The following is a 12620-nucleotide window of genomic DNA, read 5'->3' as shown; positions in this document are numbered from 1 at the left end:
CACCTACGACGAACGGTACCATTCCGGTACCGATGACTCAAACACCCGTTTGAGTATTCAAGCCGAGCGATCGGACCTCCGCAGGACGCCAGCTCGCGCGTTCTGCGGGTCAGGCCTGCGACCCGTCCCGGCACAACTGTTTTGACGGGGGGACGAAAACCTCCACCCGATGAAGGTACTGCTCGGGATCGGGGGGAGCGACGAGTCCCAGCGCGCACTCGACGAGACGGTCGCGCGGGCCGCGGAGACGGACGACGAGCTGACGATCGCCATCTTCGAGAAGCCCGGCGTCGAGCGCGATCCCGACGAGATCGAAGCGACGGCTCGCGAGCGCCTCGACGAGGCGGGCGTCGACGCCACGATCCGGCATCTGGAGGGCGACCCCGGAAGCAAGCTCGTCCAGATCGCGGAGGCCGAGGAGTACGACCAGCTCGTGATCGGCGGCGGCGAAGTGAGCCCGATGGGGAAGATCCAGCTCGGATCGGTCACCGAGTTCGTCCTCCTGAACGCCCAGGTTACGGTGAAGCTGGTACGATGAGCGACCGCATCTACCCCGACGAACCGGCCGACGGTTTCCCCGAACCGCCCGTCGAGTTCGAGGACCGCGAGGGCAGGGCGATCGAGGTGCGCCCCTACGAGGACGGCGATGTCGAGGCGCTGGTCGCGATGTACGACGCGTTCGATCCGGCCGACCGCGCCCAGGGGATCCCGCCGTCGACCGAGGAGCGGATCCGCGACTGGCTAGAGCTGATCGTCGACGAGGGCCACAACGTGATCGCCTGGCACGGCGACGCCGTCGCCGGGCACGCGACGCTGGTTCCGGACGGCGCCGAGGCGTACGAGCTGGCGATCTTCGTCACCCAGGAGTACCAGCGCGCCGGCATCGGCGGGCGGCTGATCCGCGCGCTGCTGGGCCACGGCGCGAGCCAGGGCGTCGAGCACGTCTGGCTCACCGTCGAGCGCTGGAACCGCGCGGCCGTCGCGCTGTACGAGGACGTCGGGTTCGAGCGCAGCGGCACCGAGAGCTTCGAGCTGGAGATGTCGCTCCGATTGGGCTGATCGAGCGAAGACAGCTCGCCCGACCTACACCGAGAGGACGGGCTGGCTGGCGTACAGCAGCGTGTACTCGGCGGCCTTTTCGAGAACGTCCGGCTCGTCGTCCGTGTGGGACTCTCGCGGGATCACGAGGAAGTCCGCATCGACCTCCTCGGCGACGTCGAGGACGACGCTGCCGGGATGGCGGGTCTTCCGGCGCGTCGAGAAGCCGAAGGCGATCGTCGTGTCGATCGGGACGCCGCTTTCGGCGGCGATCTCGGCGACCGTTTCCAGATACGCTCGGTTGTTCTCCGCGACGTCGTCCTCGTCGATCTCGCCGCTCTCGAGGCCGCGCACGACGTCCTCGCCGACGACGTACACCGCCGAGACCGCGGCGTCGTACCGGTCGGCGATCGCGACGGCGTACTCGACGGCCTCCGTCGACTCGTCGCTGCCGTCGACGGGGACGAGCACGCGCTCGACCGAGAGCGGGTCCCCGGCCGCTGTCTGGGCGTCTTGCGCCCCACCCTGTTCGTTCGCGTTCATACGTACCCCTGTGAAGCCGCGGTGCAAAAACTCTCCCCTCGCGAACGCCGCGGCGGGAGCGGCGTCACCGCGGCGGGTCGCGTTCCGAGGTTTAATGCCGAGTGCGGCGAAACCCACCAGTATGATCGACACGGTCGTCGTCGCCACCGACGGGTCGGCGAGCGTCCAGCGCGCGGTCGACGTCGCGCTCGACCTGGCAACCCGTTTCGACGCCGAAGTCCACGCGCTGTACGTGATCGACGAGAGCGAAGTCGACGGGTCGCCCGAGGAGCTGCGCGACGAACTGCGCGACGCGCTCGAAGAGAAAGGCCAGGACGCGCTCGATGCGGTCCGCGAGCGGACCGACCGCGAACTCGTGACCGACGTGCGCGAGGGCCGGCCCGCCGTCGAGATCTCCAACTACGCCCGCGAGGTCGAGGCCGACGTCGTCGCGACGGGCACCCGCGGGCGCCACGGCGAGCACCGTTTCCTGCTGGGCAGCGTCGCCGAGCGGGTCGTTCGCTCCTGTCCGGTGCCCGTGCTGTCGGTGCGCCAGCTCGCCTGATCGGGCGGCGACACGGCGTCGTCCGACGCCGCAGTCGAGCAATCGGCGGCTTCTTGCGTCCGCGGGCCACACCGGATTACATGGACGACGAACTCATCGACGACGAGGAGCTCGCCCCGCCGCGCAAGTCCGTGCTGCCCGGCGAGGGCTTTTTCGTCCCCGACTCGTTCGAGGAGGACTTAGAGGAGCAGGAAGCCGCCGAGGAACTCGACGGCGCCGAGGTCGCGGTCGTCGCGGACCCGGACGCCGACGGGCTGGCCTGCGTCGCCCTGCTCCGGGAACTGTACGGCGAGGCCGCGCTCGTGCCCGCCGGCCCCCACGACCTCGAAGAGGGGATGGAGTACGTCGCCGAGTACGGCGAGGAGGGAATCCGAGCGTTCGTCTGTGACCTCTGTCCGGACAAGTTCGAGTACGTCGACGAGGAGCTCGCCGCGCTATCGGAGCGCGCGAGCGAGGTCCGCTGGTTCGACCACCACCAGTGGGACGAGGAGGTCGCCGCCGCGGTGCGCGACGCCGGCGTCGAGCTGGTCGTCGGCGAGTCCGACGAGGAGTGTACCGCAGACGTTGCGCTGCGCGAACTCGACCACGAGTTCCCGCGGCGCTTCGAGGAGCTGGCCGCCGTGACGCGAGACCACGACCTCTGGATCCGCGAGGACCCCCGCAGCGACGATCTGGCGGACTACTCCTACTGGTCGGATCCCGAGGAGTACGTCGCGACGGTGCTCGATCACGGTGCCGACCTCCCCGAAGAGGTGCTGGCGTTCCTCGACGAGCAGCGCGTCGAAAAGGAAGACCTGATCGAGCGAGCGGTCACCCGCGCCGAGTACGAGGAGATCGGCCCGTGGACGGTCGGGGTAACGTACGGCCGTTGTTCGCAAAACGAGGTCGCCGAGGCGATGCGCGAAGAAGGTGCCGACGCCTCGGTGATCGTCAAGCCCGCGGGCTCGGCGTCGATCCGCGGCACGGACGGCTTCGAGCTGTGCCACGAGGTCGCCGGGCAGGTCAACGGCGGCGGCCACCCGAAGGCGGCGGGCTGCAAGCCCGACATCTACGACGACATGCTCGACTACGCCAACCACTGGACCTCTCGGGGCGCCACGACGAAGCAGGTGATTCTCGACGCGTTTCGGAACGTCGTCCCCGAAGAGAACGAGTCCGAAGACGCCGAAGACGACGAGTCGTAACGACGCCGAACCCCGTTCTCACCGCTCGCCGGCGACCCACTTGTGGGAGTACGCGGCGCCACAGGCGCACTGGGCGTACGCGTGGATCACGTCGCCCTCGCCGTAGAGGCCGCCGACGTCCTCGTTCTGTTCCTCCGCGAACGCGAACACGAACCGCGCGTCGTGGCCGTCGGCGTCCCCGTCGCCGGCGTCGCCGTCCCCGCCGTCGGCGTCCGGACACGCGCCGCCGGTGAGATCCTCGCGGATCTCGCCTTCCGCCCCCATCGCCTGCTTGGCGAAGCCCATCGCGTCGGTGCCCGTAGCGGCCTGGAACGCGCTGCGTCCCGCCTCGCCCTCGACGACGATCAGCGTCCCGTCGTCGACCCGGTCGCCGTACTCGTTGAGCGTCGACGGGTCGTCGACGGCGTCGTCCGCGACGTAGAAGGCGACGTCCTCGGGGCGCTGTCCGGCCAGAAACTCCTCGCGAGCGTCGGTCATACGCGCCGTTTCGTCCGGACGGGGAAAAGCGGTGCGACCCGCGGCCGAGCGGCGGGGGAGTTCGAAAACCGGACGGCGGTGCCGTCACCGAGTTGTCACCCCTATTTGAACACGTTACGTAGGTAGGGGCAACGCGAATGTGGGCCACCGTCGGAGTTTCAGTATGGATGGAACACACGGCAGCGCCGCCCGAGCACCCCCGACAGACGAATCTCTCTCCGGTGGTCCACGATCGTACGACATTCCCGACGGCGAGTCGCCGAGCCGTACGGTCGTCACGTCGGTCGCCGACGCGCTCGACGTCGACCCGCTGTCGCTGCCGCCGCTGTACGACGCGATCGACCCCGACGCGCTCGACGCCTTTCTCGACTCGATCGAGGGCGCGGACCACCGCCTGACGTTCTCGTACGCCGGCGTGTCCGTCGAGTTCGACGGTGCGAGTCGGCTGTGGATCAGTCGAGCGTGAATTTCGGGCGGTTTTTGACTGCAGAACAGTCCTGACGAGCCTCCGAATTCGATTATCGCTCACTCGCTGCTCAAATCGCCTCAGAACCGCATAAGCGCTCAAGAAGTAAGTGACAGAGAGGCTGCTAGCCGTGTAGTTCGCACAAAATGTAGCGTCCGGACGGCGTCTCACGCGAGCGGTAGCGAGCGTGAGGCTCGTCCGGTCGTGACTGAACGACTGAAAGGAATGAAGGAACGTCCGGACGGCGATTTGAACGCCGGTCCCTGGCTCCGCAAGCCAAGAGGATAGTCCACTACCCTATCCGGACTCATCTCTACGTATCCCGCGTTTACTTAAAGGGGTTACGATACGGGGGCGGAGTGGTATTGCGTGACGGTGCCGTCGGGGAGATTGCCGACACTCAAACGGTCGTTCGAGCCAACGGCATTCACTTCATACCGGCGCGAGTACCGACAAGTATGAACCGGCGAGCGTTCCTGTGCCAGTGGGCCGGTGCCGGCGCGGCGGCGACGCTGGCGGGCTGCATCGCGGATCGACCGGGAGCCGGGGGTGACGACCCAGACGCCGAACCCGAGGAGCAGCCGGTCGCGACCGACGGCGGCGTGTCCTCGCCCGAACTCGTCGGGACGGACGTCGAGACGCACGATGACGCCGACGAGGCGCGCGACGAGGCTGAGGTCTCGTTCGGCGACGAATCCGTGACCGTCGAGGGGGCGATCTCGGCGCCGACGCCGTGCCACGAGGCGGCGGTGAAGTCGGCCGAGTACAGCGAAGCCGACGACGAGTTCCGGGTGACGATGACGACCGAGGCTGCCGACTCCGACGGCTTTTGCGCGCAGGTCGTCACCGGCATCGAATACGCGCTCGAAGCCACCTTCGACGGTGGGACGCCGATCCACGTTACGGTGCGCCACGAGACTCCCGGCGGCGAGACGACCACGGTCGCCGAGGACTCGCGCCGGTAGCGCGCCACAGGTTTTTCTACGAGGGGGCGGCGACGCCGCGTTGTGATCACCAGCATCCCCGAAATGTCGGCAATCCGGCCGGGCGTCGACGCGAGCGGAATCGCACGAGGGCGGCGTCGTGCCCGGCAAGGACAACGCTTAACCGGAGCCCACACCACCACAGACTACTAGAATGGGAGCTATCGAGGACGTATACGAAGACCTCGACGCCGACGTGGACCTGGAGAAGTTCCGGGAGGCCGTCGAGGCCAAGGTCGACCAGATGGGCGGGCTGGCCGACGAGGAGACCGCGGCGATGCTCGTCGCCCACGAGGTCAACGATGAGGAGGTCAACGGCATCGCCGACATCGAGCCGGGGATGGAGGAGGTGAAGTTCATCGCCAAGGTGATCGACGTCGGCGAGCTGCGCACGTTCGAGCGCGACGACGACGAGCAACCGGAGGGACAGGTGATCAACGTCGAGGTGGCCGACGAAACCGGCAGCCTCCGGGCGGCGTTCTGGGACGAGCGAGCGGAAGCCGTCAAAAACGAGCTCGAAGAAGGCGACGTGCTGCGCATCAAGGGCCGCCCCAAGGAGGGGTTCAACGGGATCGAAGTGAGCGTCGACGACGCCGAGCCCGACGACGACGTCGAGGTCGACGTCGCGATCACGGACACCTATCGGGTCGAGGATCTCTCGCTGGGCCTCTCGGACGTCGATCTGGCCGGGCTGGTGCTCGACACCGAGTCCGTCCGGACGTTCGACCGCGACGACGGCAGCGAGGGGAAGGTCGCGAACCTCGTGCTCGGCGACCCGACGGGGAAGATCCGCGTCACGATGTGGGACGAGCGCGCCGATCGAGCCGAGGAGATCGACCCTGGCACCGCCGTCGAGGTCGTCGACGGCTACGTCCGGGAGCGCGACGGCTCGCTGGAACTGCACGTCGGCGATCACGGCGCCGTCGAGGAGATCGACGAGACGATCGAGTACGAGCCCGATCGGACGCCGATCGACACCGTCGAGATGGGCCAGACGGTCGATCTCGCGGGCGTCGTCCGCTCGGCCGATCCCAAGCGAACGTTCGATCGCGACGACGGCAGCGAAGGCCAGGTCCGCAACGTCCGCGTGCAGGACGATAGCGGCGACATCCGCGTCGCGCTGTGGGGCGAGAAGGCCGACAAGGAGATCGCGCCCGGCGACGAGGTGGCGCTGGCCGACGTGGAGATTCAGGACGGCTGGCAGGACGATCTCGAAGCTTCCGCGGGCTGGCAATCGACAGTGACGGTGCTCGAAACCGGCGCCATCGACGCCGACGGCGAGGGGGCGAACGAGAGTGCGAGCGCGTCGAGCGGCGCCGACCAGACGCTCGGCTCGTTCGACGACGGCGGCAGTGACGGCGCGGCCGACGCGTCGGACGCCGACGGCGGGACCGCCGCGGGCGCTTCGGCGTCCGGCGACGACGAGTCCGGCGGCGACGCCGCGGTCGCGGCCGGCGGCGGCGCGGCGCTCGCGGACGGCGAGCAGACGGAGTTCACCGGGACCGTCGTGCAGGCCGGAGAACCGGTCGTGCTCGACGACGGCGAGGAGACGATCAGCGTCGAGACCGACGCCGACGTCCACCTCGGCCAGGAAGTGACCGCGCGCGGCGAACTCCGTGACGGGCGGCTGGACGCCGACGACGTGTTCTGAGAGCGCCGACGCGGTGGATTCGGCTTCGAACGACGGATTCTCTGCCCGTTTCCCCGGCTGAAACGAGCGTAACGGAAAATGTTAAGGGTCCCACTTCCCCGAAATTGGGTATGAGCGTCGAGTTACCGTTTGCGCCCGTGGACACGATTATCCGTCGGAACGCAGGCGAGTTGCGCGTCAGCGCCGAGGCCGCCGAGGAACTCGCCCACCGGATCCAGCTCCGCGGGGCCGAACTGGCCGAGGACGCCGCCGAGCTGGCGACCGAGGACGGGCGCAAGACGCTGATGGCCGAGGACTTCGGCGTCGAGACCGTCGTCGACAAGGAAGCCCTCACGCTCCCGATCGCGCCGATCGATCGCATCGCCCGCATCGACATCGACGACTCCTATCGCGTCGCGATGGACGCCCGGATCGCGCTGGCGGACATTCTGGAGGACTACGCCGACAACGTCGCCGCCGCGGCAGCGACGCTCGCGCGACACGCCGACCGGCGAACAGTCAAGGCCGAGGACATCCAAACGTACTTCGAGCTGTTCGAATGAGATGAGATTCGGCTACAGCGAGACGTGCCTCGACCACGACACCGGCGATCGCCACCCCGAGACGCCGGACCGCCTGCGGGCGATCCGCGAGGGGCTGAAGCGAAAACACGGCGTCGAGTACGTCGACGCCGATCCGGCCGACGTCGAGACGGTGACGGCGATCCACGACGACGACTACGTCGAGGAGTTCCGCTCGTTCTGCGCCGACGGCGGCGGCAACTGGGACCCCGACACCGTCGCCGTCGAACGAACCTGGGACGCCGCGCTCCAGAGCGCCGGCCTCTCGGCGTGGGCCGCGGAACGCGCACTGGCCGGCGACGACGACCGCTCGACGCCGTTCGCGCTCGGGCGCCCGCCGGGCCACCACGCCGTCGTCGACGACGCCATGGGGTTTTGCTTCGTGAACAACGTCGCCGTCGCGGCCCAGCACGCGCTCGAGAACACCGACGCCGAGTCGGTCGCGATCGTCGACTGGGACGTGCATCACGGCAACGGCACGCAGGACATCTTCTACGAGCGCGAGGACGTGTTCTTCTGTTCGACCCACGAGGAGGGGATCTACCCGGGCACCGGCGGCACCGGCGAGACCGGCACCGGCGACGGCGAGGGGGCGACGCTGAACCTGCCGATGCCCGCCGGCGCGGGCGACGCCGAGTTCGCCGCGGCGTTCGAGCGCGCGGTCGAGCCGGCCGTCGAGGCGTTCGATCCCGATCTCCTGCTGGTGAGCGCCGGCTTCGACGCCCACCGCCACGACCCGATCTCCCGGTTGCGCGTCTCCACCGACGGGTACGGCGTGCTCACCGGACGCCTGCGCGATCTCGCCGACCGGACCGGCGCCGCGCTCGCGTTCGTCCTCGAAGGCGGATACGGGCTCGACGTGCTCGCCGAGGGCGTCGCGATGGTCCACGAGGTGTTCGACGGGCTCGACCCCGTCCAGCCCGACGGCGATATCGACGAGGACGTCGAGGAGCTACTGACGGGCGTCGGCTCGCGACACCCGCTGCTGACCGGGATTTGAGCGGATTTTGAGCGGCACCGAAGCGAGCGTATCCGGGTACGGTCGTCCCGATAGCGATCGCGGTTTTCAGGGTGTGGGATCGAAGTACCGCGCCAGTTCGACGCCGAACTCCTCCGCCAGTGTCGCCACGTCGTCGCCGACAAGCACGTCGTACTCTTCTTCGAGGGCGCTCTCAATGTGGGTCCCGAGGCGGACGTCGAGCAGGCGGTCGCTCTCCAGAAACGCCGCGGCGGTCCGGAACTCCCGCTCCCGCTCGACGACGTATCGACCCTCGTGGATAAACGGTCCGTAGGCGTCGGGATCGTCGACGTACTTCTCGTAGAAGCCGGTCGCGTGGTCGCGCACGTGGACGGGCGGCCCCTCGTGGCGTTCGATCGTCGGGCGCTCGGCGACGCCGAGTTCGACCAGCAGGACGGCCCGATCGGCGGCGACCGCGGTCGAGCGCACCACGTCGAACCCCCGCCGGTCGAGCTCCTCGGTGACGCCGTCGAGCGACCGAGCGAGTTGCGGGTAGAGCTGATCCTCGACGACGTCGGGCGCCGCAAACCTGATCGCGACCGGGATCGTCCCGCGGTCGGCGATCGCGGCTTCGGCGTCGCCCGTCGAGAGCGGATCGAGCGCGGCGGGGAAAAACAGCTCCTCGCGGGGCTCCGCCAGCAGTTCGCGGGCGTAGTGTTGTAGCCGAGCGATGTTCTCGGGAGACAGCACCGCGGCGACGTTGCGACCGGGATCGGTCGGGTCGATCACGACCAGCGGGTCGTCGAACGTCTCCTCGCCGTGGTCCTCGGGATCGATCTCGACGGGCGGGTGCCACTCCGCGGCGGCTTCGACGAGTTCGCGGAAGCCGCCGTACTCGAGCACGAGTAGCTCGGTGAGGTAGCCGCTGAACCCGCGAGTTCGAAGGTCGCTACCGTACGCGCCGATCCCGGTCAGGAACTGCTTGGCGAGCCGGACGTCGGCGGCGAGATCGTCGTCGAGGCGCGCGGCGACGTACTCGGTGTGAAACGGCGTTCGATCGACCGCCGAGCGGATCGCCGCGGCGTCGTTGACGTCGTAACACGGCACCAGATCGACGTCGAACCCCTCGACGGTTCCCTTGACGTAGGGATGCTCGGCGTACTCCTCGTGGCCCTCCGGAAGGACGCTGTGGCCGACCGCGAGGCCGTGCTCCTCTAGCTCCTCGCGGTCGAGATCGGTCGGGAACCGGACGAACACGTCGACGTCGCGGTCGCCGCTGATCCAGGTCCCCCGAGCGGTGCTGCCGACCTGCAACACGTCGGCGTCGACCGGCAGCGCCGCGATGGCGCGCCCGGCGCGCTCGCGCAGCTCGGCGGCGACCGACTCCATCCGTTCGCGCTCGGCCGCCGACGGGTCGACCTCCTCGCGCACCGCGGCGACGGCGGTCTCGAAGTCCTCGGCATCGCTCATCGCTCGGCAGTTGCGCCGCGCCGCGTGAAAGGATATCGATGCCCGACCCCGAGCGAAAACGAAAGCCCTATCAAAACCACCCGACTACATCGGAGTGCAACGGGCCGCCGTAGCTCAGTTGGTAGAGCACCTGGTTGTTACCCAGGTTGTCCCAGGTTCGAGCCCTGGCGGTGGCGTCGTTTCTGTGCTGCACCTCGTGAGAAGCCGAGAGTCCGTCCTGATTCCGCAGTCCCCAATGCGACAAACCTTAGTTCGGGATCATCCAACGACGACTCACGGGCCCGTATCTCAGTCTGGTTAGAGAGAGCGGCTCATAACCGCTTCGTCCTTGGTTCAAATCCGAGCGGGCCCATTTTTCGGCGACGAACGGACGTGAGGAGAGAAAAATGTACGCCGATCGGATTTGCAACCCTGGAAGACGAAGAAGCGAGTCTTCCTCCGGTTCAAATCCGAGCGGGCCCACTTCGAAACGAAGCGTTCTGTGGCCGGCTCCGAAACGTACGCGATAGCGCCCGAGAACCGAGAAGAGTAGCGAATAGCGTTTCCGAATTTTCGGGGGCGCTCGGTGAGTTCGCTCCGTTCCGAAGCGGTGCCCCGCGCAGTCCGGCGATCACCGTAGCCGAACGGGGGTGTTCGGTGTGACGATCTCACCCTGATCGGCAGCTCGCAGTAGCGACTGTCTCCACTGCGAGGCCAACGTCTCGGGAGACTTCCGACGAGTCTACGGCGACGCCGACGATCGCGCCCATCGTTGCCCACGGTGCGATGCCCGGGTACGACTGCAGGAAAGAAGCGCCGTCAGACTCGACGTGTGGACGTTGGACCCGGAAACGTCGCCCGGCTATCACGAGAACAGTTCTGTCGAGGGTGGTCGACGTGACCGCTATCGGTGCTACTCTTCCGGATCGGCGTCGTCGACGAACAACCGAACGCGTTCGCCGGGCGTCAGATCGTCGACGAGCAGCCCGAACTCATCTCGTCCCGCGAACGACCGGACGTGAGGTGCGGGAGCGTCCTCGTCGGTCCGCTCGCAGACGAGTTCGATCGTTCCGGTATCGTCGGCGCGGAGTTCGAACGTTCGCATACGTCCCGGTACGACGGCAGTCCCTATGATCGTACGCTCGGGCTCGAGATCGATCGTCGAGGCGATGGAACCGAAGGAGGTGAGTGAGCGCCCGTCCTCGCAGTCGCCCCACGACATCCGGAGCGGCGCGATTACCGCTTACCCTCTGGAGGACGTTCCGGTCGAGATCGTCAGCGACCGCGACGTGAGCTCCACAGCCGGGCTGGCGTCAGAGGTCCGCTTCGCCGCGAAAAGAGAACCGGCAATCGAGAACTCGAAACCGCCGTCAGTACAGCTGCTGTTCGCGTTCTTCCTGTTCCTTCTCTTGCTTGCGTTTCTCCTTGAGCTTCCGGCGGCCGCGAAGGTACTGGCGAGTTCCGGGCACGATCTTGTTCTTCAGATCGAGGCCGAACGAGACGATCCCGTAGATCCAGAAGAAAAACAGGACCGCCATACCACCGAAGTACACCAGCGCGACCGTGCTGGCCACGCTCAGTCACCTCCCTCCGACTCGGCGACCGCGGAGTCGGCTGCCGCGGCGCCGATGTCGACGATGCCGTGGGCGATCGCGTCGCCGGAGTCGCCGTCGAACAGGTGGAGCTTCGAGGCGTCGAGCACGACGTTGATCTGGTCGTCCTCCGCGATGTCGCTGTCGGGGTCGACGCTCATCAGGAGCGAGTTCGACGAGCGCTCGCCTTCCATCGTTTCGTCCTCGGGAGCGCCCTCTAACTTGAGGTAGACGAAGATCTCGTCGCCCATCGGCTCGAGAACGTCCGTCGTCACTTCGATCGGCGCGGTCGAAGCTGTGAGTTCGTCGGCCTTCTCGACGGGGTAAACGTCCTCCGGTCGGATTCCGAGCGCGACGTGATCGCCAACGCCGGCGCCGGACAGCGTCGCCGGATCGAGGTCGACGGCGAAGGAGTCGGACTCCAGCCCGTCGGGGGCGAGCTCGCAGTCGACCATGTTCATGCTGGGCGAGCCGATGAAACCCGCGACGAACCGGTTCGTCGGCTCGTTGTAGCAGGTCAGCGGCGGGTCGATCTGCTGGAGTTCGCCGCTGTTGATCACCGCGATGCGGTCGGACATCGTCATCGCCTCGGCCTGATCGTGGGTGACGTAGATGATCGTCGTGTCCAGTTGCTTGTGCAGTCGCTGGAGCTCCGTGCGCATGTGGACCCGGAGCTTGGCGTCCAGATTAGCCAGCGGCTCGTCCATCAGGAACACGTCGGGTTCCCGGACGATCGCGCGGGCGATGGCGACGCGCTGGCGCTGACCGCCGGACATCTCCTCGGGCATTCGGTCGAGCATCCCTTCGAGCTGGACGATGTCGGAGGCGCGTTCGACCCGACGGTCGATCTCCTCCTTGTCGTAGTCTCGGAGTCGCAGCCCGAAGCTGATGTTATCGTAGACGTCCATGTGGGGAAACAGCGCGATGTTCTGGAACACCATCGCCACGCCCCTGTCTTTCGGCGGCAGCTTCGTCACGTCCCTGTCGCCGATCTTGATGGTCCCCTCGGTCGGTTTGGTGAGGCCGGCGATCGTCTCCATCGTCGTCGACTTGCCACAGCCCGAGGGGCCGACGAGACAGACGAACTCGCCGTCCCTGATATCGAGGTTCATGTCGTCGACTGCGACGACGTCCTCGTAGCTTTTCGTCACGTGTTCGAGTGTTACGTTTGCCAT

General features: G+C 67.4%; 15 protein-coding genes, 3 tRNA genes and 1 pseudogene. 12 read left to right on the top strand and 7 right to left on the bottom strand.

Going from position 1 to position 12620, the window contains the following annotated elements; translation table 11 throughout:
• Positions 1 to 169 precede the first annotated feature (169 nt).
• Both NO931_RS07065 and NO931_RS07060 read left to right on the top strand, forming a co-directional pair.
• On the top strand, positions 170 to 538 hold the full coding sequence (locus tag NO931_RS07065) for a universal stress protein (protein ID WP_256391926.1): 369 nt from the start codon (positions 170 to 172) through the stop codon (positions 536 to 538).
• Positions 535 to 1059 carry a GNAT family N-acetyltransferase gene (locus tag NO931_RS07060; RefSeq protein ID WP_256391925.1) on the top strand — a complete coding sequence of 175 codons (525 nt, stop codon included), beginning with the start codon at positions 535 to 537 and terminating at the stop codon, positions 1057 to 1059. The genes NO931_RS07065 and NO931_RS07060 overlap by 4 nt, the downstream gene beginning before the upstream one ends.
• A 24-nt stretch (positions 1060 to 1083) precedes the next feature.
• Here NO931_RS07060 and NO931_RS07055 read toward each other — a convergent pair whose 3' ends face one another.
• Positions 1084 to 1581 (bottom strand): universal stress protein, encoded by a 498-nt coding sequence (locus tag NO931_RS07055; RefSeq protein ID WP_256391924.1) that lies wholly within the window; start codon positions 1579 to 1581, stop codon positions 1084 to 1086.
• Positions 1582 to 1702: 121 nt separating this feature from the next.
• Here NO931_RS07055 and NO931_RS07050 point away from each other — a divergent pair, with 121 nt between their 5' ends.
• Positions 1703 to 2125, top strand: a complete 423-nt coding sequence (locus NO931_RS07050; protein ID WP_256391923.1) for a universal stress protein — start codon at positions 1703 to 1705, stop codon at positions 2123 to 2125.
• Positions 2126 to 2205: 80 nt separating this feature from the next.
• The gene (locus NO931_RS07045; protein WP_256391922.1) at positions 2206 to 3309 is read left to right on the top strand and encodes a DHH family phosphoesterase; all 1104 of its coding nucleotides are present in this window, start codon (positions 2206 to 2208) and stop codon (positions 3307 to 3309) included.
• A gap of 18 nt (positions 3310 to 3327) precedes the next feature.
• Here NO931_RS07045 and NO931_RS07040 read toward each other — a convergent pair whose 3' ends face one another.
• Complete coding sequence (locus NO931_RS07040) at positions 3328 to 3786, bottom strand: DUF5807 family protein (protein ID WP_256391921.1); 459 nt, start codon at positions 3784 to 3786, stop codon at positions 3328 to 3330.
• Between the two features lie 163 nt (positions 3787 to 3949).
• Here NO931_RS07040 and NO931_RS07035 point away from each other — a divergent pair, with 163 nt between their 5' ends.
• A complete protein-coding gene (locus NO931_RS07035) occupies positions 3950 to 4252 on the top strand; it encodes a HalOD1 output domain-containing protein (protein WP_256391920.1) in 303 nt (100 codons plus the stop codon).
• A 234-nt stretch (positions 4253 to 4486) separates the two neighbouring features.
• Here NO931_RS07035 and NO931_RS07030 read toward each other — a convergent pair.
• Positions 4487 to 4559: transfer RNA gene (locus NO931_RS07030), tRNA-Arg, on the bottom strand.
• A gap of 151 nt (positions 4560 to 4710) precedes the next feature.
• Here NO931_RS07030 and NO931_RS07025 point away from each other — a divergent pair.
• From NO931_RS07025 to NO931_RS07005, 4 genes are all read left to right on the top strand, one after another.
• Positions 4711 to 5217, top strand: a complete 507-nt coding sequence (locus tag NO931_RS07025; protein WP_256391919.1) for a hypothetical protein — start codon at positions 4711 to 4713, stop codon at positions 5215 to 5217.
• A gap of 172 nt (positions 5218 to 5389) precedes the next feature.
• Positions 5390 to 6886, top strand: coding sequence for a single-stranded DNA binding protein (locus NO931_RS07020; protein WP_256391918.1), 1497 nt, complete (start codon positions 5390 to 5392; stop codon positions 6884 to 6886).
• Positions 6887 to 6996: 110 nt separating this feature from the next.
• Positions 6997 to 7428 (top strand): histone, encoded by a 432-nt coding sequence (locus NO931_RS20700; protein WP_310737315.1) that lies wholly within the window; start codon positions 6997 to 6999, stop codon positions 7426 to 7428.
• Between the two features lies 1 nt (position 7429).
• On the top strand, positions 7430 to 8446 hold the full coding sequence (locus tag NO931_RS07005; protein ID WP_256391917.1) for a histone deacetylase family protein: 1017 nt from the start codon (positions 7430 to 7432) through the stop codon (positions 8444 to 8446).
• A gap of 66 nt (positions 8447 to 8512) precedes the next feature.
• Here NO931_RS07005 and cca read toward each other — a convergent pair whose 3' ends face one another.
• Positions 8513 to 9874, bottom strand: coding sequence for a CCA tRNA nucleotidyltransferase (gene cca / locus NO931_RS07000; protein WP_256391916.1), 1362 nt, complete (start codon positions 9872 to 9874; stop codon positions 8513 to 8515).
• A 103-nt stretch (positions 9875 to 9977) separates the two neighbouring features.
• Between cca and NO931_RS06995 the strand changes: the two genes are divergently transcribed.
• The 3 genes and pseudogenes from NO931_RS06995 to NO931_RS20915 form a co-directional block, all read left to right on the top strand.
• A tRNA-Asn gene (locus NO931_RS06995) sits at positions 9978 to 10050 on the top strand.
• Between the two features lie 101 nt (positions 10051 to 10151).
• Positions 10152 to 10226 (top strand) — tRNA-Ile (locus NO931_RS06990).
• Positions 10227 to 10557: 331 nt separating this feature from the next.
• Positions 10558 to 10647, top strand: a pseudogene (locus tag NO931_RS20915) (DUF7563 family protein); the annotation flags it as partial.
• Positions 10648 to 10766: 119 nt separating this feature from the next.
• Here NO931_RS20915 and NO931_RS06985 read toward each other — a convergent pair.
• The 3 genes from NO931_RS06985 to NO931_RS06975 all read right to left on the bottom strand — a co-directional run bounded on the left by NO931_RS06985 (position 10767) and on the right by NO931_RS06975 (position 12620).
• The gene (locus NO931_RS06985; protein ID WP_256391915.1) at positions 10767 to 10958 is read right to left on the bottom strand and encodes a hypothetical protein; all 192 of its coding nucleotides are present in this window, start codon (positions 10956 to 10958) and stop codon (positions 10767 to 10769) included.
• Positions 10959 to 11223: 265 nt separating this feature from the next.
• Positions 11224 to 11427, bottom strand: a complete 204-nt coding sequence (locus tag NO931_RS06980) for a DUF8005 family protein (RefSeq protein WP_256391914.1) — start codon at positions 11425 to 11427, stop codon at positions 11224 to 11226.
• Positions 11428 to 11429: 2 nt separating this feature from the next.
• Positions 11430 to 12620 carry an ABC transporter ATP-binding protein gene (locus NO931_RS06975; protein WP_256391913.1) on the bottom strand — a complete coding sequence of 397 codons (1191 nt, stop codon included), beginning with the start codon at positions 12618 to 12620 and terminating at the stop codon, positions 11430 to 11432.

The sequence above is a fragment of the Natronoarchaeum rubrum genome (assembly GCF_024494695.1).
Note: the sequence above shows the minus strand (reverse complement) of the source record. Positions and strands in the feature narration are given on the sequence as shown.

Bases quoted from the DNA above. Each gene is read 5' to 3' on its own strand.
- NO931_RS07065 (WP_256391926.1), top strand. From the start codon at position 170: ATGAAGGTACTGCTCGGGATCGGGGGGAGCGACGAGTCCCAGCGCGCA.
- NO931_RS07060 (WP_256391925.1), top strand. From the start codon at position 535: ATGAGCGACCGCATCTACCCCGACGAACCGGCCGACGGTTTCCCCGAA.
- NO931_RS07055 (WP_256391924.1), bottom strand. From the start codon at position 1,581: ATGAACGCGAACGAACAGGGTGGGGCGCAAGACGCCCAGACAGCGGCC.
- NO931_RS07050 (WP_256391923.1), top strand. From the start codon at position 1,703: ATGATCGACACGGTCGTCGTCGCCACCGACGGGTCGGCGAGCGTCCAG.
- NO931_RS07045 (WP_256391922.1), top strand. From the start codon at position 2,206: ATGGACGACGAACTCATCGACGACGAGGAGCTCGCCCCGCCGCGCAAG.
- NO931_RS07040 (WP_256391921.1), bottom strand. From the start codon at position 3,786: ATGACCGACGCTCGCGAGGAGTTTCTGGCCGGACAGCGCCCCGAGGAC.
- NO931_RS07035 (WP_256391920.1), top strand. From the start codon at position 3,950: ATGGATGGAACACACGGCAGCGCCGCCCGAGCACCCCCGACAGACGAA.
- NO931_RS07025 (WP_256391919.1), top strand. From the start codon at position 4,711: ATGAACCGGCGAGCGTTCCTGTGCCAGTGGGCCGGTGCCGGCGCGGCG.
- NO931_RS07020 (WP_256391918.1), top strand. From the start codon at position 5,390: ATGGGAGCTATCGAGGACGTATACGAAGACCTCGACGCCGACGTGGAC.
- NO931_RS20700 (WP_310737315.1), top strand. From the start codon at position 6,997: ATGAGCGTCGAGTTACCGTTTGCGCCCGTGGACACGATTATCCGTCGG.
- NO931_RS07005 (WP_256391917.1), top strand. From the start codon at position 7,430: ATGAGATTCGGCTACAGCGAGACGTGCCTCGACCACGACACCGGCGAT.
- cca (WP_256391916.1), bottom strand. From the start codon at position 9,874: ATGAGCGATGCCGAGGACTTCGAGACCGCCGTCGCCGCGGTGCGCGAG.
- NO931_RS06985 (WP_256391915.1), bottom strand. From the start codon at position 10,958: ATGCGAACGTTCGAACTCCGCGCCGACGATACCGGAACGATCGAACTC.
- NO931_RS06975 (WP_256391913.1), bottom strand. From the start codon at position 12,620: ATGGCAAACGTAACACTCGAACACGTGACGAAAAGCTACGAGGACGTC.